This window comes from Cedecea lapagei (assembly GCF_900635955.1).
In the GTDB taxonomy this organism is placed as follows: Bacteria; Pseudomonadota; Gammaproteobacteria; order Enterobacterales; family Enterobacteriaceae; genus Cedecea; species Cedecea lapagei.
In genome coordinates, this window is the sequence record NZ_LR134201.1 from 2,747,930 (window position 1) to 2,772,949 (window position 25,020).

Below are 25,020 nucleotides of genomic sequence, written 5' to 3' on the forward strand. Positions count from 1 at the left end.
TTATTTGGCTACAATTTTAAAGCTGCGCGGCTGCGGGGTTTTGCTTTCCGGGCCAAACCAGGCGTTGTAGATTTGCTCTGCCTGGCCGTTTTGTTCAAGCTTCACCAGCTCGTCGTTAACCGCTTTCAAAAGGGAAGTCTCCCCTTTCTTCACGCCAACGCCAATCTCTTCCTTGCTCAGCAGATCCGGCAGGATTTTAAACTTCGCCTTATCCGGCGCTTCGGCCAGTAACCCGGCAAGAATAGTGCTGTCCTGGGTGATAGCCTGGACATTACCGTTGCGCAGCGCGGTAAAGGCCAGCGGGATATCATCATAAGAAAGCACTCGAATTGACGGGTAACGCTGCACAAGCGCCTGTTCTCCGGTAGTTCCCTTTACCGCTCCCACGCGTCCTTTCGCATAGTCGTCAAGCTTATCCGGCCCGGATACCGGGACCAGGAACTGCTGCCCGGTCACAAAATAGGGGGTAGAAAAATCCACCACCTGGGCACGCTCCGGCGTGATGGTGATATCCGCGACGATAAGATCGACCTTACCGGACTGCAGCAGTGGGATGCGGTTCGCGGGGTTGGTGGCCACCAGCTCAAGTTTAACGCCTAAGGATTTTGCCAACGCTTTCGCGAAATCAACGTCATAGCCCACGATATCGTGCGTTTTAGCATCTATGGAGCCAAAAGGTGGATTAGCGTCAAAAGTGGCAACTTTAACGACCCCTGCTTTTTGGATATCCGCCAGCTGGTCTGCGTGAACCACGGCGGAGGTGAGGCCGGACAGGGCCAGGACCAGAGCAGAGAGCGTTAATTTTTGGTACGTTGTGCTGTGTGAAATTGTTTGCGTGAAAGCTTTTACCTTTGCCATTGATTTTCCTTGTTATCCCGTCTGTGAGCGAGCTATGGCTTTACGCTCGCATATGCGCTCCTCCCTCGCCAATGCTTAATCCTGCATTGGATATACAAAAAATATATTAGTTAATTACAAAGCAGTGCTTTTTCACATGCACTTAACAAAAAATCAAAATAAAGAGTAATTATTCAATAACAAACGCCGCGATTAAATAAAGTAAACTGTGATTAACCAGGTGATTTTAGTATTTAGTGGAAAAGTTTATCTTCTTCCCTGCCGATGAGTCTCTCAAATAACAGGAGAGGTAAAATGAAATCACTGGCTCATAATTTATTGTTATTAATTTGCAGCTCGGTTTTGATGTTCGCTCTGGTGGTGGCTATTTCGCTGTACGGCAACCACCAAAGCGCATTAAGTACCGAAAGCGGCCTGCTGGCCAAGGATTTAACATCAGACATCAAGCCCCCACCGATGTTCCTGATAGAGCTCCGCCTGGTGATGTCGCGCGTGGTGGAAGGCACGATGAATGTCGATCAGGCCGACGAAGAAATTAAACGCCTAAGCGCCCAATGGCACCAGCGCGTTGATAACTGGAGAGGTATATTGCCTCCTGAACTGGAGGATAATTTACTCGGAGAGCAATACCATGCCGGCCTGGCGATGATGAAAGACGCCAGCGAGCTGGTGGCACTTATTCGTTCAGGGACTGAGACGTCTTTATTTAAAAAACTAGAAGCGGTTGATAAAGATTTTTTCACTCACCAAAAAGGCATTGAGTCATTTGTCACAGAGTCAGACAAATATGCCGAAAGCGCGGTGGAGAATGCCCAAAAAAAGCAGTGCAAGCGCCAATAAATTACAGCTTATTGGCTCCTTAATAGCGGTAATAATGTTAACGGGGATTGGCTGGTGGGTACACCGCACTATATTTCGCTCGCTTGGTGGAGAGCCGAGTGAAGTAGCCGAAATCGCCAACGCCGTCGCCTGCGGGGATTTGACCTGTGAAGTAAAAGTTCGTGAAGGCGATACAACCAGCGTCATGGCCGCCATGGACACCATGTGTCAGCAGCTTACCAGCGTCATTCAGCAGGTGCACGAGAGCAGCGAGCAAATTTCCACCCGCTCCAGCAAAATCTCCAGAGACAATATTGACCTGGCCTCGCGCACTGAAGAACAGGCCAGCGCGCTTGAGGAAACAGCGGCGTCAATGGAAGAGATGACCGCGACGGTAAAACAGAATGCGGAAAATGCGCAAAGCGCCAGCCAGATAGCGAATATTGCCTCAAAAAGCGCGGAGCAAGGTGGTGAGGTAGTCACGCAAGTAGTAACAACCATGGACGATATCTCCAGCTCCGCCAACAAGATTACCGACATCATCGGCGTCATCGACAGCATTGCCTTCCAGACCAATATTCTGGCGCTGAATGCGGCGGTGGAAGCCGCCAGGGCGGGCGACCAGGGGCGCGGTTTTGCCGTCGTCGCCGGCGAAGTTCGCAGCCTGGCGCAGCGCAGCGCCAGCGCGGCCAAAGAGATTAAGGAGCTGATTGAAGATTCGGTAAATCAAGTGGCCAGCGGCAGCAGGCTGGTTAACGAAGCAGGAACAACGATTAACACCGTCGTGCAGGACGTTAAGCGTGTCGCAATGCTGATGGTGGAAATTACCCACGCCAGCGATGAGCAAAGCAGCGGCATTCAGCAGGTAAGCACCGCCATTACCCAGATGGACGCTACCACCCAGCAAAACGCGGCGATGGTGAGCCAGGCTGCAGAAGCAGCCGAGTCACTGCTTGTCCAGACCCGCCAGCTGAACAGTGCCGTCTCCCGGTTTAAGCTGGCCGATCGGTAAAATCGTCACCGCTGAGGGTGCTGAGATAGCGCCCGGGCGTGGTGCCCAGCGCCTTTTTAAACATGGTAATGAACGCCGTGGTGGAGTCGTAGCCGAGCGACTCCGCCACATTTTGTACCGCCATTCCGCTTATTAGCAGGCGCAGGGCAACGATCAGCTGCATCTGCTGCCGCCAGCGTAAAAAACTCAATCCTGTCTCTTTCACCACCAGCCGGGCAAGGTTACGCTCGCTCATCGCCATCTCCCCGGCCCACTGCGCAAGCGTCTTTTTCTCCCGCAGATCCTTCGCCATGCTGTTCGCCATCGCGCGGATTTTCGGGTGCGAAGAAATCGGCAGCTGCAGCTGCTCGACAGGCTGATGCGGAAGTTCATCGAACAGCACCCGCACCAGACGCTGGGTCGCCGCGCAGTCGAGCCTTTCGTGAGGTACGGTAGACAGGCGCAGAATCAGCTCCCGCACCAGCGGCGAGATTTTTAGCGCGCAGCACTCTTCCGGCATCGCTACCGCATCAGGCTCAATAAATAAAAAGCAGAGCCGCGCATCCGCCGTGACGCGATTGCTGTGTGGCATTTGCCCCCGGCACCCAGACCGCATACTGCGGCGGCACCATCCACATCGAGTTCGTGACTTCGCTGGTAATGCCGCCATGCAGCGCCAGAATCAGCTGCCCTTTACGGTGAGTATGGATGGGCTTTTCGTTATAGGTCTGCGCGGCGCGAATGCGAAAGGCCAGCGCGGGCGTTACGATGCTGTCCGGGTCAAACCCCTCCAGATCCAGGTCGCGTTCCATAGCATGTCCGAATTTAGCGATAATCTGTCATTTTAGCTTGATTCGTAAAAAGGGAGAAGCGTGTATCTTTGCCTTACCGTTTTTCAGGACACAGACAGATGACTTCCACAACTTCAGCGAGCAGGAATAGCCGCGCTCTGCTTCTGCTCGGCATACTGATGATTGCCACCACCCTGCGCGTCACCTTTACCGGCGCGGCACCGCTGCTGGATATGGTGCGAGACGCGCTTGCGCTGTCCACTGCGCAAATTGGTATTCTCACCACGCTGCCCCTGCTGGCCTTTGCGGTTGTCTCCCCGCTTGCCGCAGGTATCGCCCGCCGTTTTGGTACCGAACGCAGCCTGTTTGGCGCGTTACTGATCATCTGCGCCGGTATCGCCTTGCGTTCCCTCGGTCACGCCGCGTTTCTGTATATCGGCACGGCCATTATCGGCTGCGGGATCGCCATGGGCAACGTGCTGCTGCCCAGCCTGCTTAAACGTGACTTCCCCGGCCAGGTCGCCAAACTTACCGGCGCCTATTCGCTGACGATGGGCATTGCCGCCGCGCTGGGCTCCGTGATGGTGGTGCCGATTGCCCTGCACGGCTTTGGCTGGTCCGGCGCGATGCTGTCGCTGATGATCTTCCCGCTGCTGGCGCTGATTGTCTGGCTGCCGCAGCTTGGCAGCAGCACGGTGATAAACCTTTCCGGCAACCCGGCCCTGCACAGCAGGGGCATCTGGTCCTCGCCGCTGGCCTGGCAGGTGACGCTTTACCTCGGCATTAACTCCCTGATTTATTATGTGATTATCGGCTGGCTACCTTCTATCCTGATCAGCCACGGCTACAACGAAGCCGAAGCAGGTTCGATACACGGCATACTGCAGCTCGCCACCGCTATTCCGGGGCTATTTGTTGGGCTGATCCTCAGCCGCCTTAAGGACCAGCGAGGAATTGCCGCCCTGATGGCACTGCTGTGGTGCCTGGCAACGCTTGGTCTGTGGCTGATACCTGCCTTCTCCATTTTCTGGGTCGCGCTCGGCGGCTTTGGCTCCGGGGCGGCAATGATCCTTGGTCTCTCCTTCATTGGGATGCGCACCAGTTCTGCGCATCAGGCCGCGGCGCTGTCGGGCATGGCGCAGTGCGTTGGTTATCTGCTTGCTGCTTTTGGCCCGCCGGTGATGGGTAAAATTCATGATGTCACGGGCAACTGGGCTATCCCGCTGGTGGGTTGCGCGCTACTTTCAGTCGTCATGGGCGTCTTTGGGGCTTATGCTGGACGCCAGAAAGAGATTGGCGCGGCGGAGAAAACTCACGCCTGAAACGATAAACGAGGGAGAATCGAATGAAGCCATCGGCACCGCAGAACATTTTTGACGACCCGGTATTTTTTGAAAATTACCGCCGCTTACGCGAGGAGGACTCCGGCCTTAACGGACTGCTGGAAATCCCTGAGCTTTACTCGCTGCTGCCCGAGCTGCCTGGCCTGAAGATCCTCGACCTTGGCTGCGGCTTTGGCGACTTTGCCCGCTTCGCTCGCGCTCACGGCGCGGCAAGCGTTACCGGCTTCGACATTTCGGAAAAGATGCTGACCCAGGCACGCGCAGCAACCCAGGATGAAAAGATTAGCTACCACAACTTGCCACTGGAGCAGTTTACGCCGGAGGGTGAAACCTGGGATCTGGCTATTTCGTCGCTGGCGCTGCACTACATCGAAGATTTTGCCCGTCTGAGCAACACGCTCTTTGCCGCTCTTAACCCCGGCGGGCAGTTTATCTTCTCCGTTGAGCATCCGATGTGTACCGCCTTCCCGGTAGGCTGGCAGCCCTATAAAGAAGAGGTTATCTGGCCGGTCAATCACTACCATCAGCAAGGCTTGCGCCATACCAGCTGGTTCGTGGAGGACGTACAGAAATATCACCGCACCACGGAAAATTACGTCAATACCCTGCTGGACAGCGGCTTTGCCCTCACCCGAATGCTGGAAACAAAACCGACAGAAGAAACGCTTGCGCAGCATCCACGGCTGGCAAAAGAGATGCGCCGCCCGGCCTTTTTGATACTCAGGGCGACAAAGCCTCGTTAAAGGTAAAGCCCGCATTGCGGGCTTTACTGTTTTATCTCTCCGCTGCGGCCAGGAACGCTTCAACCAGGGGAGAAGGTTTGCCTTTTAGGGCATTCCGTTCATGCTGGAACAGCGTCGCCACAAAGAACGGATGTCCCTGTAATTCCACCGCACGAATCTCACCCTGCTTATCCCAACCGGTCGGCTTCAGCGGCTCGTCGGCAAGCGCAGTGGCAAACAGCTCCGCAATGCCGTAGTTGCAGTGGTAACCCTCTTCGATTTCCGCTTTACCGTAGGCACGCCCGACGGTTGAATCAGCCAGCAGCGTAATCTTGTCTGAAACTTCGACCAGCGAGCAGCTCAGGCGGCCAATGACCAGGCGCCCTTCGCTCGCGGTTTCCGCGTGGCCCGCATCTTCCCAGCCCAGCACGTTACGTGCATATTCCACCACTGCATACTGAAACCCGGCGCAGGTTCCCAGGAAGGGCACGCCGTTTTCACGCGCAAAGCGAATCGCAAGGTAAGCGGCCTCTTCATTCAGATAAGGACTTGACGGTACGCACCAGATAGCATCGTAGCCCACCAGATCTTCATCGCTGGTCACTTCCAGAGAGGATAGCCAGTCATAATCCGCGCTCACGCCCAGGGCAGCTGCCGCATTGTCTAATGCCTGTGGAATAGCCTGATGAGCAATCACGGCCGGGTTGTAATCGCCGATAAGCGCAATACGTAAAGTGGAGTTCAACTGTATTTCTGACATGCTTTGCTGGCCTTATGCTTGAGGGAAGAGAACAACATAAGGAGTGACAGAATAGGCGCTTTGCCCGGCGCTGACAACCGCGAAAATTAGCAGTCCCCTCCCTCTTTCGGGCACGGCAAGCAATGTAGTACCGTATGAGGTTCACTTCACTGATGAAGACAATGAAAATCGGGCCAGGGCGTTGCGCCGGCATGGTATCAAGGTCTTTGCCGACCACCAGCTCCCGCAGCTGTTCAGCAGGCTTAAGGACGTGGATAAGGAGGGAAAATGATCCGCTGTAAACGGGTATATGAAGCACCCACTGCCGACGATGGCTACCGGGTATTGGTTGACCGGCTCTGGCCGCGCGGCGTCAAAAAGACCGATCTGCATTACGATGAGTGGCCGAAGGAACTCACGCCTTCCAGCGAATTGCGCAAAGCATTTCATAGCGAAACGATCGATTTTCAGGAATTCAGCCGCAGCTACAAAAAAGAGCTTGAGCAGCATCTGGACGCCGCAAAAGCGCTAGCCCGACACGGCGATAATGGCACGCTGACGCTGCTGTATGGCGCAAAAAATACCGATCAGAACCACGCTATCGTGCTGGCCGATTTTTTACGCCACTGCCGGGATCAGTAGCTGAGGTGCAGCTCGTCTTGCTGGGAGGAGAAATCTTTGTCCAGCAGCATCAGGTGTTCGGCACGCACAAAGGCGTAGCCCTGGCGGCCATCAAAGGCGATAACTTCCCCGGTCACCAGCCATAGCGGGTAATTTGACTCCGGCGGTAGCTGGGTGACAACGCCTGTCACCGGGTTTACGAAACGCTCGCCAGGCTGGCACAAGCCGAACAGCTCAACCGCCTTACCAATATTCACCCGCCCGACTGCGGTTCGGGCGCCGATGATCATTGCCAGGCTTCCCGGTTTTAATTGAAACATTTTTATCCCCCTCATTTTACGCAGCGAGATCAGAACATTCCTGGGATAAAAAGTAAACGGCACGGCGGGTGATTACTGAGATATTTCTTAATTTATTTCGCCAGCCTGGCGGACAGCGCCGACAGAAACAGCCTTAGCGCCGCAGGCAAATAACTTCTGCTGCGGTAAATACCGTAGATCCCCATCGATCGGGGCGGATATGCCTCTAGCACCTTTACCAGCTCACCGCTCTCGAACCGGGGCTTAGCATCCTGAACCGGTAACATGGCAATGCCCACTCCGTCCGCCACGGCATCCATCAGCACTACCGAATCATTGGCGCTAAAGTTGCCGCTAACCTCTACGCTCAGCGGTTCACCGTTCGCATCCACCATTTGCCAGATATTGCGCAGAAAATAGCTGTACTGCAGGCAATTATGATGTTCCAGATCGCCCGGCGAGCGCGGCATCCCTTTCTTCTCAATATAAGAGGGCGAAGCGTAAAGCATAGAGTCACACTCCCCCAACCGACGGGCAATAATATTCGGATCGAGATCGTTGGTAATACGAATGGCCAGATCGATACGCTCCTCAATCATGTTGACGGCCTGACTGCTGACATGCAGCTCGACCCTGACATCAGGATAGTCGCGCAGGAAATCAGATAAAAAAGGCACGATGTAATAGCGGGCGCCAAACTGTGAACAGGCAACTCGCAGAGTCCCTGAGGGCAAGTCCTGCTGTTTCTGAGCCGCAATGCTTTCCGCTACTTCGTTGAGCGCACGGGTCTGCTGCAGCACCCGCTCGCCCGTGGGGGTTAACGTTAGCTTACGTGAGGAGCGGTGCAGCAGACGCTCTCCGGCCCAGTGCTCCATTTGCTCAAGATAGCGACTGACCATCGGACGGGACATATTTAAGGCCCGCGCCGCCGCGCTCAGGCTCCCCAGCTCACAAATGCGTGTATAGACTTTTGCCGCAATGATCCTGTCCATTCTTTCGCCTATCTGCTCGATTTATGAAATTCATCTTACCTTAATAAAGCCATTACGATTCACATAATGCAATTTAAACTGTTTTTTATCCCCGAACGGGCTTACTCATTCAGTTGATCAGGACAGAAAAGATGAAGACACACACCCTGGCTGCGGCCACTGCCACCCTTTTGTTCAGCAGCGCGAGCTTTGCGGCACCGCTGACGCTTGAAGTCTATAACCCGCAGGACAAGGGCGTATTCCCGGTCACCTCTACGCTGATCAGCGGCCCAAAGGAGGCAACGCTGGTTGATGCTCAGTTCAGCGTGAAGGACGGTGAGGCGCTGGTGAAAATGATTCAGCACAGCGGCAAAAAGCTGACCCGGATCCTTATCACCGCCGGTGACCCGGACTACTACTTTGGCCTGGAGCCGATAGTAAAAGCTTACCCGCAGGTGAAAATTGAGGCCACGTCTCTGGTCGTGGAGCATATCCAAAAAACCAAAGACGAGAAGATCAAATACTGGGGCCCAATCCTGAAAGAGGGTGCGCCAAAGAAAGTCTTCGTGCCTCAGGTGACCCATGAGACCACCTTCACCGTCGACGGCGAAAAGGTTGAGCTGCGCCAGCCTGGCTCCCATGCAGCGTACCTGTGGATCCCGGCCAACAAAACGATCCTGGGTGGCGTTGGCGTCAGCTCAGGCATTCACGTCTGGACAGCGGATTCCCAGACCAAAGCGGCACGTCAGGAATGGCGCGATGTACTGGATGAAATGGCCGCGCTTAAACCACAGCGCGTGATACCGGGCCATTACATCGGTGAAGTGAAGCCAGGTGCAGCACCTGTCATCTTTACCGGCGACTACCTGGCCGACTTCGAACTGGCGCTGAAAAAAGGGAAAAGTGCCCCGGTGATCGCGGAGATGAAACAAAAATACCCGGCCCTTGCCGATGAAAGCTCGCTTGAGATGAGTGCCAAAGTGAATACCGGCGAAATGAAGTGGTAATGTTCTAAACAAAAAAGGGAGCTTTCGCTCCCTTCAGGCTGATGACAAACCTCAATAAAGAGAAGAAGCACCAGATAGCAGCTATAAATAAACCAGGAAAATCAATTTGTTGATTTTCGGCTACTTATCACAAAGAGGGAAAAACCACGTTTTTTCCCCCTTTGTCAGCAATCTAAAGGGAGCTTTCGCTCCCTTTTCAATTATTTGAAGTCGACCTTCATCAGCTCCGGAATCGAGTAATCCCGGGTGGTTTCCACGCAGCGGCTGATGTAATCCACAAAGCGTGGCGGCGGTGACATGCCTAAATCTAACAGCTTCTCATTGGAGAAGCGGACGTTCAGCATGGAGAACTCCCCGTAGAGGCGCATTGCGCGCAGCATCAGGCGTTCGTTGCACGGCCCGTAAATAGATTTGAAGCTTCTGCGGCTCTTCACCAGCTCGCTGTAATCTACCTGCTCATAGTTGGAGAAGATAGGCGTCTGGTTCAGCGCATTCGACATCGCTTCGTCGATATCAGCAAAGCGGATGCTGCTCACGTCACCGGCAGAGATATGGTAAATCTTCTCTTTCAGCGAGTCGCTTTTGGAGAGCAGCAGCAGCGCTTTGGCGCAATAGTCCACCGGAATGACGTCGATTTTGTCATCCAGTGAGCACATGAATTTGCCGAGCATCAGCACCATGCGGAAGACCCAGAAAATGCTGCTGGACGGGCGGCACCCCTGCTCGCTGTGGCCAACCACTATAGACGGACGAGCGATAACCAGCGGCAGCTGCGGGAACTGCTCGGACATCATGCGTTCGATGGTGGATTTAGACCAGGTGTACTGCACCAGGTGCTCTTCTTCCGGCTTGCTCGACATACTTTCTGTCACCAGAGTTCCAGCATCGGGTACGCAGGACATTGCGGTACCCACGTGCAGGAAACGCTGCAGGCCTTTCACCTGTGACATACGGCGCGCAAACTGCAGAGTGCCCTCGACGTTTACCTTCCAGATCAGCGCATTTTCGCCAAATGACGCAACCGCGGCGCAGTTAATGACATGCGTGACGTTAGACAGTCTTTCGTCATCGAGGAAATGCTCAGGCTCGGCTAAATCTCCCAACAGGATATTTTCAGGGTTAATTTGCGCCTGTTCAGCTTCAGTACAACCAAAATTAGCAAGATTATTTCTAATTCTGGCCACGCCCTCCTGAGGCGAGTTCGCTCGCACCAATAACAATACAGAACTGAAAGAGGATTCAGAGAGGGCTTGAGCTAATACCGCGCCGCCCAGGAAACCTGTCGCACCGGTAATCAAAAGATGATTCATTATTATAACCTCAGGAGTGAAAACACGAGCATAGTAAAATGGCAAAAATAAACGCTTCCTCAATAAAGCTAATTACCCCCACACAATACCCAGAACTTTCGTGTAACCGTTTGTACATCATTGTTTTTAAAGAAAAACATAGAATTATAAATTAATTTCCAGCGCAATCATTTTCGCTATTTAGTGATGTCGCGAATATTAAGAAAACCTTAATCAAAGATAAACAAAACCATTATTTCTGGTTATAACGGAACTCTTTTTAATTTAAAGGAAATAAAAGAGCCCACCAATGTGGGCTCAGGTGCGGATGTTCAGGCGGGACGGCGGGCAACAAAGTGGGTAGCCGCCGGTGCCTGAAACCTCAAAAGGTCCCGGCAGGCGGTAGCGACGAGTTAATCCCGGGTTTGCACCCAGAACGCGTGGATCAGTCCCGGGAAGTAGCCCAGCAGGGTAAGAAGGATATTGAGAAGGAAAGCGCCACCCAGGCCTTTACCAAGAAGCACGCCCAGCGGAGGCAGGATAATAGTAAAAACAACTCGCCAAAAGCCCATATAAACTCCTGATAAATTCGGTTAATCCATTCGAAAAAACAAACCTACCCTTCAAAGGGTAGACGAAAATCAGAATATGTTGAGGGAGATTATTCCGGAAAATTTAGTTTCAAAATTGATCTTCGAAAAAAATCATCATCTGGCGCTTGCTAACGATGACGACTCAGGATAATTTCTTGCCTTCGGTAGCTTTATGAACCCTCATTCCGCTATCGAAATATGCCTATATTTCTCCTCCTCTGGAGGGACCGGAACCACTCATAAAACGATCCGGTCGATCACCCATTATATTAATGATGATAGCCTTATGGTGACCCGGCGTTTGCCGGGTTTTTTCGATTATATTCCCGCGAATAAAGTTATCAGCGCGAGCGCCGCAGGCGCGGCCTGGACATAGAGTATTTTTTTGCCGGCGGTTAAACCACCAAATACACCAGCAACCAGTACGCAACTGAGGAAAAAAAACTTAAACTCAACGCCGCTGCTGGTCGCCAGTAGCCCATAAAGTAATCCGGCAGCCAGAAATCCGTTATACAACCCCTGATTTGCCGCCAGGGTTTTCGACTGCCGGGCGAACTCCGGAGACAAACCGAAGGTTTTTTGCCCCGCTGGCTTATCCCAAAGCACCATCTCCAGCACCAGAATATAAACGTGAATCAAAGCAATCAGACCGATCAGAATATTGGCAATCATAAGGGATCCCGACAGAGGTTATTATGTCGACATGTGCAGGCTAAACTTCATAGCCAAGCGCTTTAATCACGTGTTCCATGGCCTCATCAGTCAGCGGGGAACGTTTGATTTTATGGTTGGCCAGCATGGTTCTGACCACGCCGGCAATCACGATATGTTTAGGCTCCTGACCAAGATCCCGCATCTCCAGCACCACTTTGCCTACAACACGGCACATCTCCTGGTAGAGCTCATCGTCCTTCGCTTTTTTATTCATCTCGCCTCCGGCTTATCTGTTTGATCTTACAGTAGCATTTAAGCCATGAATTTATAACCTGAGAGGAGAAAAACGGCTATGCTATCCACTGATAAATAATAAACCAGGATGCCAGAGATGAGATTATCAGGACTGATTTTGGTGACCGCGGCCGTACTTTCTTCCTCCGCAGTATTGGCTGTGGATGTCTCACAAATTTACGGCAAAATCCAAATTGTCGATTCGTTTCCAGACTATAAAGTGCAGGTTGTCGATGCTTTTGAAGACCTGGATGTTCAGAAAGTTGACGCCTTCGCGGATTCCCCAGGGCAATGGCAATTAGTCGATTCTTTCCCGGATTATAAAATTCAGATAGTGGATTCGTTCCCTGACTTCACCATTAAATATGTTGATGCTTTCCCAGGGCCACCGTAAATACGCGCGTAGTACTTACCACGATCAAAAAAGGCGCCTCTCAGCGCCTTGATGTTAATCATCCCACTTAAACGTCACGCCCGCGCGTGCTGTCCCGTCGCTGCTATCACGATCGTATTTAGAATAAGGATCAGCGAGCAATTTTTGCTCACTTTTATCAAGTTTGCCATACATGCGTGGAGTCTTATCCTTTTCGTTGTGCACGCAGACATTGCCGCGACATCCGGGCTCGTCCTCAGCCCCGGTCCAGACCAACTCCGACGCTGGCTTATTTGCGGCGTAGGCGGGGGTAGCAAATAACACAGCGCAGACGATCAGCGTCTTACTCATAAACAGTCCCTTTTATGATAATGATAATCAACTGCGATTTAACATCATCCAGAGCTGCTCCGACAATCAGTTTAAAACTGCGTATAGGAGGCATTAGTTCGCTTATCTGCACCGCAGCCTCCGTTCCTTAATGAAGCTTTAGCCCAGAATCAGAACATCCACCGCCCTCTGTACAGCGGCATCGTCCAGGCCATTGGCGTATAAACAATGTACCCTGTCAGCTATCGACTCCCGTGATAACGTCTCTTTTCCGGCAAGCAGATGCACAACCGCCGTCCCAATCACCTGCAACATTTCAGGATGAAGCTCCTCGATGTGGCATTTGTCCTTGTCCATAGCTACTCCAAACATAGATTCCCTGTTCGCTTAACCTAGCACAGGAGAATCAGGACAAAATGGGAATATGAGCCTAATACCGCCCTGTGGCATCGCACCATCGAATAACTCTTTGAAACCATGTAGTAACATTTTTCAGATTTTTTTATGTCTGAATTTTACAGCCGTGCGGGACTTCATCGAACAATCACCTGGTCGGAATTCTCACCAGCCATTAATATTAGCCAATGGATGAATATTGATTCGGGGTAAAATATGCTGCTGTTTAACGTTTTTGGAAGACGAATGGGCGTGAAAAAAAACCGTGAACAATGGCTGCTCTACCGCGTTGATCCAAATGAAGGGAAATATTCACGGGTTTATGATGTGGTTATTCCATCGTGGTTAGCCGAGGAAGAGCTTCCCGGTTGGCTTGGGGATATATACCACGAGGCGGCGAATGAACGGCATCCGGATGTGCATTTTATAGGTACGGATGAATAGTGTCGTTTAAAGAAATCAGCTGACCACCTGATATCGACTATAAAACTATTTTGAGCGACAGCGCAGATCAGGATATATGTACCGTATGAATAATATGACGTCGAAATACCCCTGGTGTAGAAGGTAGATATGACCGGGAATGCGTGATTGCCCGGTCATAAGGACGTCCGCGTCTGGCACAAAACAGTTTGTGGCAACGGACTCATGAAAATATCAAAATTTGGTAATCGAGCGTAATATTAAGCCCCGAATCCACCGTCAATAGTCAGGCTGGCACCACTGATGTAGCCAGCTTCGGGACTTGAAAGGAAAGCTACAAAGGCGGCGATCTCACTGTCTTTCCCATAACGATTCACCGCAATCAGTTTAATCAACTCTTCCGCCATTTCGCCAGATGCTGGATTCATATCCGTATCGGTTGGGCCGGGCTGGATATTATTTACAGTGATCCCCCGATGGCCTAAATCGCGCGCCAGCCCTTTGGTGAGACCAACGATAGCTGACTTACTCATAGCATATACTGCTCCGCCAGCGAAGGGCATCCGCTCGGCATTGGTGCTACCGATGGTAATGATGCGGCCACCGTCTGGCATATGTCGCACTGCTTCCTGACTGGCGACAAATACGCTGCGTACGTTTATTGCTAATGTGCTGTCAAAATCTTCCATACTGATTTCTTCAAGTGTCCCGACTTTAAAAATTCCAGCGTTATTAACTAAAATATTAATATGGCCGAAATGATGCGCCGCTCTTTCGACTGCCTGTCGCAATTGCTGCTCATTGGCGCTATCGGCCTGAAGGGCTAAGGCCCTTCCCCCCGCTTTTTCTATCTCCATTACCAGGGCGTTTGCTTTGTCCACCGAGGAAACATAGGTAAAGGCTACGCTGGCACCTTCCTGAACTAATCGGCGGACAATTGCAGCGCCAATACCACGTGAGCCGCCCTGTACAAAAGCAATTTTTCCAGCCAGTGAAGTGGTACGCGTTGTGTTGTTCATGATGTGACTCCAATTTAAGGGTGTGTACGTTGATGGATTAATTATCACCTTGATATTTGAGTCAGAGTAGCCACAAATCGCTATAATCATTTTAAACTAAAGGTTTCAAATGAGGTGGGCTACTTGATTAATCAGTTACAATGCTTTGTAGAGAGCGCCGATGCGGGCAGCTTCTCAGCTGCGGGTCGGCGACTTGCTTTGACGTCGGCGGCGGTAGGAAAGAACGTGACTTCTTTGGAAAATCAACTAGGGGTTCGGCTATTTCAACGTAGCACCCGCAAGCTCACCCTGACCGAAGCCGGTGCATTTTTTTTAGAAGAAGTTCGTGGTGGTTTGACATCAATTCAGATGGCTATGGACAACCTTGGAGCCAGCGCGCAGCAACCCTCTGGGCCACTGAAAGTAAGTGTGGGGACACATTTCGGCATGCACTACCTGTTGCCTTTGCTGGATGAATTTTTAAGCTGTTACCCGCATATACGTCCAGACTGGGAATTTGATAACAGGAAAGTAGACCTGATTGGCGAGCGATTTGACGCAGCGATTGGGGGAGGATTTGAACTTGCTCAAGGGGTTGTGGCTCGTGAGTTAGCGCCATCACATTCCATTCTGGCCGCATCACCTGCCTATCTTGCGATGACATCACCTTTTGTCGAACCGGAGGATTTGACGCATGGTAGAGGCATTCGTATACGCTCTCCTCAAACCGGGCGGATACGTAATTTAGTCCTGCGCGACAGCCAGGACCGACAGTCGGCTATCACCCTGCCAGTACACATAACAGTAAATGAGCCGTGGGCCTGCTGCCAGGCTGCGGTGATGGGATTAGGCATTGCAGTCGCAAGCTTACCTAATTTGCTGCCTTATCTGGAAAGTGGCCAACTTGTGCGGGTATTACCAAGCTGGTATGCCGATAATGGATCCCTATCCCTGTATTTTCCTACACATAAAATGTTGCCGGCTAAGACCCGTGTGTTTGTAGATTTCGTAATTGAAAAATTCCGCGAACAACAGCTTTCCAGGAAATTTGATGCCAGGTTAATGTTTTCAGTAACATAAATGGCTATCAATCAATCAATCTCCGCCCTTGGCACGAAGAGGAGGTTGTCTATTCTAAACCGATTAAAAAATTCTTCAGGAGTTGTAGCTTTAGGCAGGCCTCGTGCCGCGGGCTAATCCTCCTTAACGAGCTGGACATATAAAATAACGGGACGCATCTTCTGACACGCCCACTCATTTTATTACTGCCGGTTAATGCGTTTTTGAATTCGGTGACAACCTTTCAGGCCTGAGCTAATTCATGGGGTTTTCAGCATTGCGACAAGAGCGATGCTGCATACAATGACGCCTGCAGCAAGTAAAGCCATGCCCTGAAGACCTTTTAATGCCAGCAGTTGGCCTCCCGCAAGCGCACCGGTGCCGATCGCTGCGTTAAAAATTGCAACGTAAATAGCTGACGCTGGTTGTACGGCATCCCCTGCGCTACGGAGCAGCCATGTCTGCAGCCCAACGAACACAATGGCGATACCCGCGCCCCAAACTGCGAGCAGTATGCCTGTGCACCATAAAGGCAGTGGCGCGGCGCTCCTCACACCAAGCATGCCTAGTGCACCTGCGCTCAGAAGCAGCGAAGTTAAAATTAATCCTTTGATATGGCGGTCGATAAGCTTTCCGGCAATGATATTTCCTGCCAGGCCGGAAAGCCCGAACATCAGCAGTAGACCAGAAATGGATGCCGTCGGCACTTCCTGAGCCTTCGTCAGCAAAGGCTGGAGGTAAGTGAATGCTGCAAAATGAGCCGAAATAATGCAGGCAGTGGCACCATAGAGGGAAAGGAGCACCGGTTTTTTGAAAATCCCATAGTAAACACGTAGCCTCAGTGGTTGTGGCACTGCCAGTGTGGGGAGCGTCCAGAACAGAGCACAGGCGGCGGCAAGTGACAGCAGAGAAATCGCCGTAAACGCACTGCGCCATCCGGCCATATCCGCAATAAAACTGGACAGCGGCACACCCAGAACGCTGGCAGCCGAAACGCCGCCAAAAATGACTGAGGTGGCCAGCCCAAGTTTTTCAGCCGGAACAAGCTGTGAAGCCACTGCCCCAATCAAAGCCCAGAAAGCACCATGTGCCAAAGCTCCTGCCATACGCGCACTCATAAATAGGGTCATCGAGTGAGTCTGTGTCGCCGCCATACAGGACAGAGCAAGAACCACCATAAGAATCACTACCAAAGACTTACGTGAAATCCTCGCAGGTATCAATCCAGACAAAAGCGCTGCCAGAGCCCCTACCCAGCCGTATGCAGTCACGACAAGGCCCGTGTCCGATTCAGTCTGGTTCAGGTCTTTTGCTAGCATGCTGAGCATGCCAACAGGCGCAAGCTCGCTGGTCACAATCGAAAATGCACTGATACCGAGCGCTGCGACAGCCACCCAAGCGCGTGCAGGCACCGGGCCTACGTTTAAAACGGTGTCGTTCATGTAATCAATACTCTTAAAAGATGCCGGGAGAGGTTTGGGGGGAAGCCTTTAGGTCGGCCGGGTTCAGACACCCACGCCTTTCATTCCTTCTGGCGTGTACCGTTCTCCAGCAATGGGAATAGCGGATACGGCGGCACGTAGCGCCTTCAGTTCAGCGCTACTAAGCTGGACATCCAGTGCACCGGCGTTTTCACTCAGGTGGTTGAGATTGCATGTACCGGGTATCGGCACAATGTTTTCGCCCTGGGCAAGTAACCAGGCCAGAGCTATCTGTGAAGGTTTACAGTCTTTGCTCACTGCCAAAGCTTTTATAAGATCAACCAGGGAGTGGTTTATGGCTAGATTCTCCGGCTGAAAGCGGGGGAGCGTGCTGCGAAAATCGTCCTTCCCCGGGACCGGTTGATGTTGAAATTTGCCCGTCAGAAAGCCACGGCCCAGGGGTGAATAAGCCACGAACCCGACGCCCAGAGCCTTACACAGCGGGAGTACACTTGCCTCCGCTTCACGACTCCAAAGAGAATATTCGGTCTGAACTGCTGACACGGGGTGGATTGCATGAGCGCGCCTGAGCGTATCAGCACTGACCTCGCATAAACCGATGTGACCAATTTTTCCCTCCTGCACCAGCTTCGCCAGGCCGATCATCGTATCTTCTATTGGCGTTTGGTGATTAATGCGGTGTACGTAGTAGAGGTCGATGTGATCCACGCCCAGGCGTTTAAGAGAGGCCTCGCAACTTTTGCGCGCATAGTCTGGGGAATTGCAGAGACTTCTTTTGTATTCGCCGGGTTGGCGCACAATGCCAAACTTTGTTGCCAGCTTCAGCGCAGGTTTGCGTGTTTTAATAAATTTTCCTATTAATTCCTCATTATGCCAGGGGCCATAGGTATCAGACGTGTCCAGGAAATTAATACCCTGCGTTAAAGCCTTATCCAGCACCGCCAGTGATTTTTCATCGTCACGCGGACCATAAAATTCACTCATACCCATACAACCCAGGCCGATTGCAGATACGTTGAGGGATGGCGTCAAATTACGTGTTTGCATGTTTATCTCCTTGTGAGAGCTGCAGTATCATACTGTTCAAAATGATAAAATAGACCTGAAAACGGAGAGCCGTTTTCCATAATCGGAAAAAGCATGAAGCCAGATTTTAACTGGGACGATATACGGGTTTACCTGGCGATCGCCCGCACGGGTACGCTCAGTGGCGCAGCAGAAGCGATGAATATGGGCATTGCAACGATTTCCAGAAAGCTGGACCGGCTTGAAAAATCACTGGCAGTACCGCTTTTCAGTAGGCACCAGAGCGGATACCGACTGACGGATGATGGTGAAGCCCTGCTGGAGCGTGCTGAGGCATTTGAATATGCGGGACTAGCTTTCGGTGAGATGGCGAAACTGCAGGGTAATGTTGCCGGGCTTGTCCGACTGGCAACATCGGACAATCTGGCAACACACTTTATTCTGCCTTCGCTGAAAAAACTTTTGGAAAAATACCCTAACCTGCGTGTAGAAGTGCTGAGCGGCATACAGTCAGTCAATCTTCATCGCCGAGATGCCGATATAGCGATTCGCATGGTCAAGCCTGACGCTGGTAATCTGACATTGAAGCGTCTGGGAACCGTAGGTTTTGGTTTATACGGCGCAAAAACGTATATCGAAAATTTGGACGGTACGCCCGCTGGTTTATCGCTGAGCAATGCTCAGTATGTGGGTTGGTCTGAAACGCATCAGCACCTGCCTGCTGCACGATGGGTGACACGAATGCTGCGCGGCAGGCCATGCCGGGTGGAGGCAAACACACTCATGGCGCAGATATCCGCAGTTTCAGAAGGTCTGGGGCTGGGGGTTCTGCCACACTTTATGGCAATGAAAAGTGGTCTGCATTGCGTTAATCCTGATATAGGCGTGGACCAGCCATTATGGCTGGTGATGCATTCAGACCTCGCGGGTTCAAGACGAGTCAGAGCAGTCGCAGACCATTTAATTGCAGTATTTGATGAACATAAAAATCAACTGACCATGCCATGAACATTTTGCCCATACTCAAATCTCCTGCAATGTGGGATATTTGAGAATGGATGTCCCTTGTTAACAATGAGCTAACAGAAAGCAAGAGCACGGGATCTACGCCGAGTGAGAAGCTGGCATCCGTGTTTTCCGCTCAGTGTTAAAAAGGCGTCAATGGTGCCTACACTTCGCGTTTCTCCGCCCATTTCAGCATTGCATCAAGCGCAGGGCACAGCGCTTGTCCCCACTCAGTGAGTCGATATTCTACTTTCGGCGGTACCTGGGGATAAACCGTTCGCGACACGATCCCATCGGCTTCCAGCTGTCGTAGCTGCTGAGACAGCATCTTCTGCGAAATGCCGGGGATCAGTTTTTCAAAATCGGAATAGCGTTGTACTTCGCCATCGAAAAGATGAAAAAGAAGAATCAGTTTCCAGCGCCCTTCCAGCAGCCGCAGGACGTGCTCCACGCCACTTGCTGCAGATTCCGGACTATATAACTTACCCATTATTCAGTAACTCACTTTTTCGTGCGTACTTGTTAATTTCACAGTCTATGTTGAAAATGGCTGTACTGTAAATCACAGGAGCGCAGAGCCATGTCATTATCATTACCGGACGCTATTTCTACCTATTTCGCGATCAGCAATGGCGCTGATATCACCGGCGTTAAGCACTGTTTTACTGCCGATGCCGTAGTCATCGACGAAGGTCAAACTCATCAGGGACATGCGGCGATTGAAGCATGGCAACGTGCTGCGCAGGCCGCGTTTGACTACAGCGTTGAGCCAATTGAGGTTCTCATCGAAGGGGATCGGGTGACGGTTACCTCGAACGTTGTCGGTAATTTTCCCGGCAGTCCGGTAAAACTTAATCATGCTTTCGGACTGGTCGACGGCAGAATCAACTCGCTGGCGATTGTTTAATATCGCTGGTTCTTGATTTTCTGTATCTGTGTACAAACTCCGGGAAGGCCTGACGGTTAAAAAATATTATTTGCCCCTGACCCAGGATCCTGTTCCATTCAGGAGCAGCGTGGTGAGAGACAACCAGGGAATAATAAGCAGTGCGGTCATCACCAACCGGCCGGACGAGCGCTGGCAACGTATGGTTAACGATATGGACGGGAATAGAATATGGAAATAATCCGTTTGGCCTTTCATCTTCCTTTATTGACACTGGCGGCCTGTCAGGGGAAATCTTTGCTCGGCACTAACGCCCAAAACGATGAGCAAACAGAGTGGACTCTCGTCAGTTTAGTGTGAACGTGTGCTATACCAGATCATAAAAATGTCGCTTCCTCACTATAACAGACCTCGCGAGTCATGGCTTACGGCGGGCGCTGCGGGTTTGGGACAAATGCGAATTTTTTGATTTGAACAAGCTTTTTATGATAAAAATCCTCAGCAACAAACCATGCACAACGTCTATCACTTAGAGAAAATATATAAAAATATCCAGGGTTATTAAAGGTCCTCCATTAAACTGAAGGACCATATAAAATGTATTTTTTACGCAACAGCTTACACATCAATTTTGTACGCATAAAAATTCTGATGCCAATGCGTCGTTGTACTCAATATTCCGGTTGACAGATCGCATACCACTGCATTTGTCTCATCATAATCAGATGTCCAGTATACATCAGTAACATCCCAGATAGAATATGCCCCCCATATCGCCCCATTCATGATGTAACCTTCCATATTCTGCAGGCGTCAGGAGATAATTACCATGGTTGAGTATTGCGTCGGATAAATGATATTTCTGGAAGTCGCTGGTCACGAAGGTATCAATAAAAAAATTCCACTCAACGGTATCATTTGTGATCAAATCTGTCCCTCTGACAGTGCAAATTTGTCGTGGCTTCGCAAGAATAGTGACAGAACAGTCTCCGGTTGTCGTCCCGTTGACAGCGAGCTCTGCACTGCTGGATACCGCCTCCCAGTTTACCATACCGCTCCCTCCGCGTGTTTCGATCAAAAATGACGCGCCGGGCCAAGCAATGGACGGTTGATTTTGTGAAAAAGTATGGTTTGAATTCACAACGCTTTTAATCTGAAGATTATCTGTTGCCTCAATAAATGTAACGAAACTCTCCGCACTGATAGCGGAGTTTCCTTTACATTCAACCGTCACACTCACTTTTTCTGCGATACTATTTGCAATCATCGCAAGTGAATGTCCTGTACCATCTGTAACTGAGGAATATATTGGTGAGTTTGTTTCTGAAAAAAAGGCCGTATTGGAATTCTTTATTTTAAATAAAACATCTACACCTGGAGCCGGATAAAACGTTTCTGCATCAAAGGCTGTGGCATCAACTTCGTTCAGAGACTCCCTATTTGCCTGTGCGTTATCCTTGGTTACCATTAGAGTTAATACATAGGGATCAGTTGTTGTGACTGATTTATTATTTTTACTGTTCATATTCTTTCTCCAGTTTATCATATGATAAAAAATCATATGATTTATCCAGCTACTTCGTCTGATATGCAGCTTTATACTGATGCAGCGTGATGCGTGAATATCTATCTATTCCAGTATCAATATTCATGACTTTTGCAAGGTTGTGCTTCATGTTATGATCACTGGACCAGTAATCGCCCCCCCAGCCAGAATAAGCACTCATATTGCCCCATTCGCGGCATAAACTCTGGTATACCGACGGAGAAATAATTCTTCCAGGCGGAGATACCAGAAGCTCCCCCAGAAAATAGCTCTCATTATCCGAGTATATGTAATTTACGACAGAGAATGAGTATTCAATAAACTCACCCGTGATAATATCATCTGCCCTGATAACATGTGATCCATAATTTTCACGCAAAATAGAAACGATACCTTGACCTTTGCTTCCTGATAATACATTAATATCCCCCGTACTGTTAACCACCTGCCATTGCAGTGAACCACTCCCTCCGGACGTTTGAATAATAAATTCAGCATTATCCCAGACTATTGAGGGTTCATTATTCAGCAGTGTATGATTTTTGTTTTTTGCATATTCAACCACCAGTGGTTTAACTTCATCGACAAATGTCACCTTCGCCATGACAATATTCTGAGAAGAGTCATTTAACTTCGCAGTAACAACAACTTGCTCAGAATAATTATTTTTCAATGTCGCACGAGCCAGACCAGTTCCATCGGTAAGCGTTCCATAGAAAATGGAGTTAGTTTCACTCAATACAGCATGATTGTCAGATGAAAACACGATCGGAACCCCTACTACAGGCTCTTTGCTTCCAGTTAATACCGCTGAAACGGAAAATACAATACTGTCATTTCCGTCGCTGGCGGCAATGCTTTTGTCTGGACAAATATCAATTTCAATATCAGATTCGACACTGTATTTTACGACCATTCTATATCTCCTCTATTATCAGATGTTAGTACTTGCAGGAATCCTACCAGGGAGCAAGTATTCGTATGGAATATAGCGCGCCTGGTTTCTTTTTATAATTACACTCTCAATCTCGCGTAACCTGTTTCGAAATTTTGTTAACAGAGTAGTAATATGAACGTCAGTAAATAGCGGTTCATTCTCTGTTCCTGGTTTTATGTATTCTCCTAGCAACCCGTGATTTGTTCCTCCCAGCAACGTATAAATTGTCAGTTTAAGCAACGCCTGATTGTACTGCGCTTGCATATTAACCCAGTCAGGATTCGAATGCCCTTTTTGGATATAAGGTGCCTTTGCTGCATGAGAGGCACTCATTGCTGGCGCGTAAGACATCCAGTCTGGCTGTGAAAAATTTACTGCCGCGTGCTGTGCCGATGCCACAAAAATAGCCATTGTCAGCGCATCTTTAAGTGACTTCACACCATCAACAGGTTTGAAATTATATAATTTGCCATTAGTAACAATATCAGCAGACCACGCCATAACCTCCGGATCCAGTGTTACCTGATTATCCGATAAATAATAAAAGCCCACATAATCCGATACCCATTGCTCGATGGCTTCCCATACCAGTAAACCATCGTCCCGGTAAGGATAGTCTGGTAATGCCACGACATCATCCAGGCCTCTTGACTTGATATAATTAGGAAAGGCATTTTCTGTCACATCAAAACTAAACCGTCCCTTCAGTACTTCTTCATAAATAATATTCAAATCTTGTGCGAATAATTTATCCACGAATTGCCCTGGAAGTAGCAAGATCTTCGTTGCGCCCATCATTGATGAAATTTGTACCTTCATAGTGACTGATAAGGAGTTTATAAAGCGGATGCGAATCCCTGAAATTTCGTAACGTTGCGACAGCGTAAACCTCACTGATGAAATGAGTCAGCGCCAGATGCGTAATTATTTCGTGGTGATTTTCATCTGCTGTCTGAACCGATGTTTTCGCCATTTCCCATCCCCAGTATAAATCAGGATCAGAGGACGGTATCATGATGTCATACTTAGCCGGGTCTTGCCCACATTGAATTGCCACTGGCAGCAGCGTTTTTTCTGTTTTCGAAACTGAAAATAATGCCAGTGGAGCTTCAGAATATCCCATGTTTGTGTCAGGTTTATTAAACCCATCAGGGACAGCAAGCTTCCCGATGATACTGTAATCTGCGAGATAGACCCTGTTTTCATTCAATGCAGACTCCAGTGAATCATTTTCTCCCATGACTGGCTGATAGTGAGCATCCGTCACCGGAAAATTATCGGGAATGGATGAGATTCTTTTTAGAAGCAATGGATTGTTACCAGCAAGACGCCAGTAAGCAAACGTTCTGTCATTATGAAGATGCTCAGGTGTCGACACAAAAGGTAATGGGATTGACTGAAACATCAGATTGTATTTATCCAGCCCCCATTCACTACTATCACTGCTGCGATCTGCGGAAGGAAGCGCAAACAAATAGTCGGAAATGTCTATTACCAGTGCCGTATAGTCACTAAAGAGAGCATCATAATTTTCTTCTGCTGATGGCTGAGAAATTTCACTTTCAAGGCTAGTGGCCCTGCTGTCCAGCGTATCAATTTGTTGTTTGTAAAATTCACTGGTGAAAGTCAGATGGACATACTGTTTTACATTTCCGGTGATTAGGACAAGAGTATTCAATGTCTTTCTGAGCCATGGCAATGTAGGCAGAAGCCCCTGCAAGGTGCTGCACATTGGCATACCATATACAGGATGATGATTATAATCCCATTCATACGTTACCCCTGCGTTTGTAGCATCGTTGTTTATGCTCATGAGTTACCTCTCATTAATTGAATTATGTCTTCACTCCTTACGTTTATACACATTTTCATTCTCCTTTCGTTGATGCTAACCCTCTGAGAAAGCTGAAAATCATCCTTGCCTGTACGATTTAAAGTATATATGAACGGTACATTAAATATTTTTTGATATACCTTTCACCATCACTTATTTACAACTTTTAAATCTTTGTGATATTCAGTAAATATTATTTGAGAAGCCTTCCTTCATTCGAAAAATAATATAATCTCCATACAATATTTTTTGTGTGAAGCCAATCACAAGCAACTCAATAAAACCTGTTAATATGCTGCAGGCATTTTTACCGCACATGTATAAACTACATTTCTGTTGAAAAAACATTAATATCCGGCATAACATCACTGCAGATTGCTAGTGAATTAATTAGCTCTGCTAATTGTTTATTGTGAATTACTTCTCAAAAGAATATCACTTACACGCTTGCTGATATTATTAGCGCCCTTTGATGTACGCCGATAAAGTAATACACGTTGATTTCTGATCTTGCCGCGCCATTTCCCGACTCTACTCCTGATGAGTCTTACGGTTACGGATATCTTGCCCTAACAGGAACAATCACTACCTCCGCAGGAGGTGGCCTACGATTGACAGTTAAAATTTCACTTTGTTACTATTCGAAGAGAGTGAATTATTTACATCCCTGCCAGTAACCCTATATCTTTAATGTCTTAGACATTTATATATAAGCGTGATATTTCAAGTTGTATGCTGTTCACGTAGTCTCAGATGGGCCGCTCATGTATGCCT

At 49.6% G+C, this 25,020-nt stretch carries 29 protein-coding genes and 1 pseudogene; 11 read left to right on the forward strand and 19 right to left on the reverse strand.

Going from position 1 to position 25,020, the window contains the following annotated elements:
• The gene (locus EL098_RS13265) at nucleotides 1-858 is read right to left on the reverse strand and encodes an ABC transporter substrate-binding protein (RefSeq protein ID WP_126356688.1); all 858 of its coding nucleotides are present in this window, start codon (nucleotides 856-858) and stop codon (nucleotides 1-3) included.
• 294 nt (nucleotides 859-1,152) lie between these two features.
• Between EL098_RS13265 and EL098_RS23535 the strand changes: the two genes are divergently transcribed.
• Both EL098_RS23535 and EL098_RS23540 read left to right on the forward strand, forming a co-directional pair.
• Nucleotides 1,153-1,698, forward strand: coding sequence for a hypothetical protein (locus EL098_RS23535; protein ID WP_232012216.1), 546 nt, complete (start codon nucleotides 1,153-1,155; stop codon nucleotides 1,696-1,698).
• Nucleotides 1,699-1,732: 34 nt separating this feature from the next.
• A complete protein-coding gene (locus tag EL098_RS23540) occupies nucleotides 1,733-2,689 on the forward strand; it encodes a methyl-accepting chemotaxis protein (protein WP_232012217.1) in 957 nt (318 codons plus the stop codon).
• On the opposite strand, the pseudogene EL098_RS13275 reads toward EL098_RS23540, so the two are convergent.
• Nucleotides 2,670-3,480, reverse strand: a pseudogene (locus EL098_RS13275) (AraC family transcriptional regulator). The gene EL098_RS23540 and the pseudogene EL098_RS13275 overlap by 20 nt on opposite strands.
• 98 nt (nucleotides 3,481-3,578) lie before the next feature.
• On the opposite strand from EL098_RS13275, the gene EL098_RS13280 reads away from it, so the two are divergent.
• Both EL098_RS13280 and EL098_RS13285 read left to right on the forward strand, forming a co-directional pair.
• Complete coding sequence (locus EL098_RS13280; RefSeq protein WP_126356690.1) at nucleotides 3,579-4,781, forward strand: CynX/NimT family MFS transporter; 1,203 nt, start codon at nucleotides 3,579-3,581, stop codon at nucleotides 4,779-4,781.
• Between the two features lie 23 nt (nucleotides 4,782-4,804).
• Nucleotides 4,805-5,545, forward strand: coding sequence for a class I SAM-dependent methyltransferase (locus EL098_RS13285; RefSeq protein WP_126356692.1), 741 nt, complete (start codon nucleotides 4,805-4,807; stop codon nucleotides 5,543-5,545).
• A gap of 31 nt (nucleotides 5,546-5,576) precedes the next feature.
• On the opposite strand, the gene EL098_RS13290 is transcribed toward EL098_RS13285, so the two are convergent.
• Nucleotides 5,577-6,284 (reverse strand): CTP synthase C-terminal region-related (seleno)protein, encoded by a 708-nt coding sequence (locus EL098_RS13290; protein ID WP_126356693.1) that lies wholly within the window; start codon nucleotides 6,282-6,284, stop codon nucleotides 5,577-5,579.
• Nucleotides 6,285-6,551: 267 nt separating this feature from the next.
• Between EL098_RS13290 and EL098_RS13300 the strand changes: the two genes are divergently transcribed.
• Nucleotides 6,552-6,905: a DUF488 domain-containing protein gene (locus EL098_RS13300; protein WP_126356695.1), complete on the forward strand. Its 354-nt coding sequence runs from the start codon at nucleotides 6,552-6,554 to the stop codon at nucleotides 6,903-6,905.
• Here the strand turns inward: EL098_RS13300 and EL098_RS13305 are convergent.
• Together EL098_RS13305 and EL098_RS13310 are read right to left on the reverse strand one after the other, a co-directional pair.
• Entirely contained in the window at nucleotides 6,899-7,204 is a 306-nt protein-coding gene (locus EL098_RS13305; RefSeq protein WP_126356697.1) for a hypothetical protein, read from the reverse strand. The genes EL098_RS13300 and EL098_RS13305 overlap by 7 nt on opposite strands.
• A gap of 92 nt (nucleotides 7,205-7,296) precedes the next feature.
• Nucleotides 7,297-8,175: a LysR family transcriptional regulator gene (locus tag EL098_RS13310; RefSeq protein ID WP_126356699.1), complete on the reverse strand. Its 879-nt coding sequence runs from the start codon at nucleotides 8,173-8,175 to the stop codon at nucleotides 7,297-7,299.
• A 131-nt stretch (nucleotides 8,176-8,306) separates the two neighbouring features.
• Here EL098_RS13310 and EL098_RS13315 point away from each other — a divergent pair, with 131 nt between their 5' ends.
• A complete protein-coding gene (locus tag EL098_RS13315; RefSeq protein WP_126356701.1) occupies nucleotides 8,307-9,161 on the forward strand; it encodes a Vmh family MBL fold metallo-hydrolase in 855 nt (284 codons plus the stop codon).
• A gap of 200 nt (nucleotides 9,162-9,361) precedes the next feature.
• Here the strand turns inward: EL098_RS13315 and EL098_RS13320 are convergent, their stop codons facing one another.
• The 4 genes from EL098_RS13320 to fumD all read right to left on the reverse strand — a co-directional run bounded on the left by EL098_RS13320 (nucleotide 9,362) and on the right by fumD (nucleotide 11,971).
• The gene (locus EL098_RS13320) at nucleotides 9,362-10,471 is read right to left on the reverse strand and encodes an SDR family oxidoreductase (RefSeq protein WP_126356703.1); all 1,110 of its coding nucleotides are present in this window, start codon (nucleotides 10,469-10,471) and stop codon (nucleotides 9,362-9,364) included.
• 392 nt (nucleotides 10,472-10,863) lie between these two features.
• Nucleotides 10,864-11,022 carry a YqaE/Pmp3 family membrane protein gene (locus EL098_RS13325; protein WP_126356705.1) on the reverse strand — a complete coding sequence of 53 codons (159 nt, stop codon included), beginning with the start codon at nucleotides 11,020-11,022 and terminating at the stop codon, nucleotides 10,864-10,866.
• A 339-nt stretch (nucleotides 11,023-11,361) separates the two neighbouring features.
• Nucleotides 11,362-11,715 carry a DUF1304 domain-containing protein gene (locus EL098_RS13330; RefSeq protein ID WP_164716856.1) on the reverse strand — a complete coding sequence of 118 codons (354 nt, stop codon included), beginning with the start codon at nucleotides 11,713-11,715 and terminating at the stop codon, nucleotides 11,362-11,364.
• A 40-nt stretch (nucleotides 11,716-11,755) separates the two neighbouring features.
• Nucleotides 11,756-11,971 carry a fumarate hydratase FumD gene (gene fumD, locus EL098_RS13335; protein WP_126356707.1) on the reverse strand — a complete coding sequence of 72 codons (216 nt, stop codon included), beginning with the start codon at nucleotides 11,969-11,971 and terminating at the stop codon, nucleotides 11,756-11,758.
• A 117-nt stretch (nucleotides 11,972-12,088) separates the two neighbouring features.
• Between fumD and EL098_RS13340 the strand changes: the two genes are divergently transcribed.
• Nucleotides 12,089-12,385 (forward strand): hypothetical protein, encoded by a 297-nt coding sequence (locus EL098_RS13340; RefSeq protein WP_197718521.1) that lies wholly within the window; start codon nucleotides 12,089-12,091, stop codon nucleotides 12,383-12,385.
• Nucleotides 12,386-12,439: 54 nt separating this feature from the next.
• Here the strand turns inward: EL098_RS13340 and EL098_RS13345 are convergent, their stop codons facing one another.
• Together EL098_RS13345 and EL098_RS13350 are read right to left on the reverse strand one after the other, a co-directional pair.
• Nucleotides 12,440-12,715 (reverse strand): hypothetical protein, encoded by a 276-nt coding sequence (locus EL098_RS13345; RefSeq protein WP_126356712.1) that lies wholly within the window; start codon nucleotides 12,713-12,715, stop codon nucleotides 12,440-12,442.
• Between the two features lie 138 nt (nucleotides 12,716-12,853).
• Nucleotides 12,854-13,066 (reverse strand): hypothetical protein, encoded by a 213-nt coding sequence (locus EL098_RS13350; protein ID WP_232012218.1) that lies wholly within the window; start codon nucleotides 13,064-13,066, stop codon nucleotides 12,854-12,856.
• A 240-nt stretch (nucleotides 13,067-13,306) separates the two neighbouring features.
• Here EL098_RS13350 and EL098_RS13355 point away from each other — a divergent pair, with 240 nt between their 5' ends.
• Nucleotides 13,307-13,534, forward strand: a complete 228-nt coding sequence (locus EL098_RS13355; protein WP_126356714.1) for a DUF7661 family protein — start codon at nucleotides 13,307-13,309, stop codon at nucleotides 13,532-13,534.
• A 239-nt stretch (nucleotides 13,535-13,773) separates the two neighbouring features.
• Here the strand turns inward: EL098_RS13355 and EL098_RS13360 are convergent, their stop codons facing one another.
• Nucleotides 13,774-14,532, reverse strand: coding sequence for a 3-oxoacyl-ACP reductase family protein (locus tag EL098_RS13360; protein WP_126356716.1), 759 nt, complete (start codon nucleotides 14,530-14,532; stop codon nucleotides 13,774-13,776).
• Between the two features lie 123 nt (nucleotides 14,533-14,655).
• Here EL098_RS13360 and EL098_RS13365 point away from each other — a divergent pair, with 123 nt between their 5' ends.
• On the forward strand, nucleotides 14,656-15,591 hold the full coding sequence (locus tag EL098_RS13365) for a LysR family transcriptional regulator (protein ID WP_126356718.1): 936 nt from the start codon (nucleotides 14,656-14,658) through the stop codon (nucleotides 15,589-15,591).
• Nucleotides 15,592-15,830: 239 nt separating this feature from the next.
• On the opposite strand, the gene EL098_RS13370 is transcribed toward EL098_RS13365, so the two are convergent.
• Entirely contained in the window at nucleotides 15,831-17,012 is a 1,182-nt protein-coding gene (locus EL098_RS13370; protein WP_126356720.1) for an MFS transporter, read from the reverse strand.
• Between the two features lie 63 nt (nucleotides 17,013-17,075).
• Nucleotides 17,076-18,059 (reverse strand): aldo/keto reductase, encoded by a 984-nt coding sequence (locus tag EL098_RS13375; protein WP_126356721.1) that lies wholly within the window; start codon nucleotides 18,057-18,059, stop codon nucleotides 17,076-17,078.
• Between the two features lie 93 nt (nucleotides 18,060-18,152).
• Between EL098_RS13375 and EL098_RS13380 the strand changes: the two genes are divergently transcribed.
• Entirely contained in the window at nucleotides 18,153-19,046 is an 894-nt protein-coding gene (locus EL098_RS13380; RefSeq protein WP_126356722.1) for a LysR family transcriptional regulator, read from the forward strand.
• A 160-nt stretch (nucleotides 19,047-19,206) separates the two neighbouring features.
• On the opposite strand, the gene EL098_RS13385 is transcribed toward EL098_RS13380, so the two are convergent.
• Nucleotides 19,207-19,533, reverse strand: a complete 327-nt coding sequence (locus EL098_RS13385; RefSeq protein WP_126356723.1) for a winged helix-turn-helix transcriptional regulator — start codon at nucleotides 19,531-19,533, stop codon at nucleotides 19,207-19,209.
• A gap of 90 nt (nucleotides 19,534-19,623) precedes the next feature.
• Between EL098_RS13385 and EL098_RS13390 the strand changes: the two genes are divergently transcribed.
• Nucleotides 19,624-19,950 carry a nuclear transport factor 2 family protein gene (locus EL098_RS13390; RefSeq protein ID WP_126356724.1) on the forward strand — a complete coding sequence of 109 codons (327 nt, stop codon included), beginning with the start codon at nucleotides 19,624-19,626 and terminating at the stop codon, nucleotides 19,948-19,950.
• Nucleotides 19,951-20,668: 718 nt separating this feature from the next.
• On the opposite strand, the gene EL098_RS13400 is transcribed toward EL098_RS13390, so the two are convergent.
• From EL098_RS13400 to EL098_RS13415, 4 genes are read right to left on the reverse strand one after another with little or no spacing between them, the layout of a single operon-like run.
• On the reverse strand, nucleotides 20,669-21,454 hold the full coding sequence (locus EL098_RS13400; protein ID WP_126356726.1) for an Ig-like domain-containing protein: 786 nt from the start codon (nucleotides 21,452-21,454) through the stop codon (nucleotides 20,669-20,671).
• Nucleotides 21,455-21,503: 49 nt separating this feature from the next.
• A complete protein-coding gene (locus EL098_RS13405) occupies nucleotides 21,504-22,391 on the reverse strand; it encodes an Ig-like domain-containing protein (protein ID WP_126356727.1) in 888 nt (295 codons plus the stop codon).
• Between the two features lie 18 nt (nucleotides 22,392-22,409).
• Nucleotides 22,410-23,168 (reverse strand): lipoxygenase family protein, encoded by a 759-nt coding sequence (locus EL098_RS13410; RefSeq protein WP_164716858.1) that lies wholly within the window; start codon nucleotides 23,166-23,168, stop codon nucleotides 22,410-22,412.
• Entirely contained in the window at nucleotides 23,161-24,225 is a 1,065-nt protein-coding gene (locus tag EL098_RS13415) for a lipoxygenase family protein (protein ID WP_126356729.1), read from the reverse strand. The genes EL098_RS13410 and EL098_RS13415 overlap by 8 nt, the downstream gene beginning before the upstream one ends.
• Nucleotides 24,226-25,020 lie beyond the last annotated feature (795 nt).

Bases quoted from the DNA above. Each gene is read 5' to 3' on its own strand.
- EL098_RS13265 (WP_126356688.1), bottom strand. From the start codon at position 858: ATGGCAAAGGTAAAAGCTTTCACGCAAACAATTTCACACAGCACAACG.
- EL098_RS23535 (WP_232012216.1), top strand. From the start codon at position 1,153: ATGAAATCACTGGCTCATAATTTATTGTTATTAATTTGCAGCTCGGTT.
- EL098_RS23540 (WP_232012217.1), top strand. From the start codon at position 1,733: ATGTTAACGGGGATTGGCTGGTGGGTACACCGCACTATATTTCGCTCG.
- EL098_RS13280 (WP_126356690.1), top strand. From the start codon at position 3,579: ATGACTTCCACAACTTCAGCGAGCAGGAATAGCCGCGCTCTGCTTCTG.
- EL098_RS13285 (WP_126356692.1), top strand. From the start codon at position 4,805: ATGAAGCCATCGGCACCGCAGAACATTTTTGACGACCCGGTATTTTTT.
- EL098_RS13290 (WP_126356693.1), bottom strand. From the start codon at position 6,284: ATGTCAGAAATACAGTTGAACTCCACTTTACGTATTGCGCTTATCGGC.
- EL098_RS13300 (WP_126356695.1), top strand. From the start codon at position 6,552: ATGATCCGCTGTAAACGGGTATATGAAGCACCCACTGCCGACGATGGC.
- EL098_RS13305 (WP_126356697.1), bottom strand. From the start codon at position 7,204: ATGTTTCAATTAAAACCGGGAAGCCTGGCAATGATCATCGGCGCCCGA.
- EL098_RS13310 (WP_126356699.1), bottom strand. From the start codon at position 8,175: ATGGACAGGATCATTGCGGCAAAAGTCTATACACGCATTTGTGAGCTG.
- EL098_RS13315 (WP_126356701.1), top strand. From the start codon at position 8,307: ATGAAGACACACACCCTGGCTGCGGCCACTGCCACCCTTTTGTTCAGC.
- EL098_RS13320 (WP_126356703.1), bottom strand. From the start codon at position 10,471: ATGAATCATCTTTTGATTACCGGTGCGACAGGTTTCCTGGGCGGCGCG.
- EL098_RS13325 (WP_126356705.1), bottom strand. From the start codon at position 11,022: ATGGGCTTTTGGCGAGTTGTTTTTACTATTATCCTGCCTCCGCTGGGC.
- EL098_RS13330 (WP_164716856.1), bottom strand. From the start codon at position 11,715: ATGATTGCCAATATTCTGATCGGTCTGATTGCTTTGATTCACGTTTAT.
- fumD (WP_126356707.1), bottom strand. From the start codon at position 11,971: ATGAATAAAAAAGCGAAGGACGATGAGCTCTACCAGGAGATGTGCCGT.
- EL098_RS13340 (WP_197718521.1), top strand. From the start codon at position 12,089: ATGAGATTATCAGGACTGATTTTGGTGACCGCGGCCGTACTTTCTTCC.
- EL098_RS13345 (WP_126356712.1), bottom strand. From the start codon at position 12,715: ATGAGTAAGACGCTGATCGTCTGCGCTGTGTTATTTGCTACCCCCGCC.
- EL098_RS13350 (WP_232012218.1), bottom strand. From the start codon at position 13,066: ATGTTTGGAGTAGCTATGGACAAGGACAAATGCCACATCGAGGAGCTT.
- EL098_RS13355 (WP_126356714.1), top strand. From the start codon at position 13,307: ATGCTGCTGTTTAACGTTTTTGGAAGACGAATGGGCGTGAAAAAAAAC.
- EL098_RS13360 (WP_126356716.1), bottom strand. From the start codon at position 14,532: ATGAACAACACAACGCGTACCACTTCACTGGCTGGAAAAATTGCTTTT.
- EL098_RS13370 (WP_126356720.1), bottom strand. From the start codon at position 17,012: ATGAACGACACCGTTTTAAACGTAGGCCCGGTGCCTGCACGCGCTTGG.
- EL098_RS13375 (WP_126356721.1), bottom strand. From the start codon at position 18,059: ATGCAAACACGTAATTTGACGCCATCCCTCAACGTATCTGCAATCGGC.
- EL098_RS13380 (WP_126356722.1), top strand. From the start codon at position 18,153: ATGAAGCCAGATTTTAACTGGGACGATATACGGGTTTACCTGGCGATC.
- EL098_RS13385 (WP_126356723.1), bottom strand. From the start codon at position 19,533: ATGGGTAAGTTATATAGTCCGGAATCTGCAGCAAGTGGCGTGGAGCAC.
- EL098_RS13390 (WP_126356724.1), top strand. From the start codon at position 19,624: ATGTCATTATCATTACCGGACGCTATTTCTACCTATTTCGCGATCAGC.
- EL098_RS13400 (WP_126356726.1), bottom strand. From the start codon at position 21,454: ATGAACAGTAAAAATAATAAATCAGTCACAACAACTGATCCCTATGTA.
- EL098_RS13405 (WP_126356727.1), bottom strand. From the start codon at position 22,391: ATGGTCGTAAAATACAGTGTCGAATCTGATATTGAAATTGATATTTGT.
- EL098_RS13415 (WP_126356729.1), bottom strand. From the start codon at position 24,225: ATGAGCATAAACAACGATGCTACAAACGCAGGGGTAACGTATGAATGG.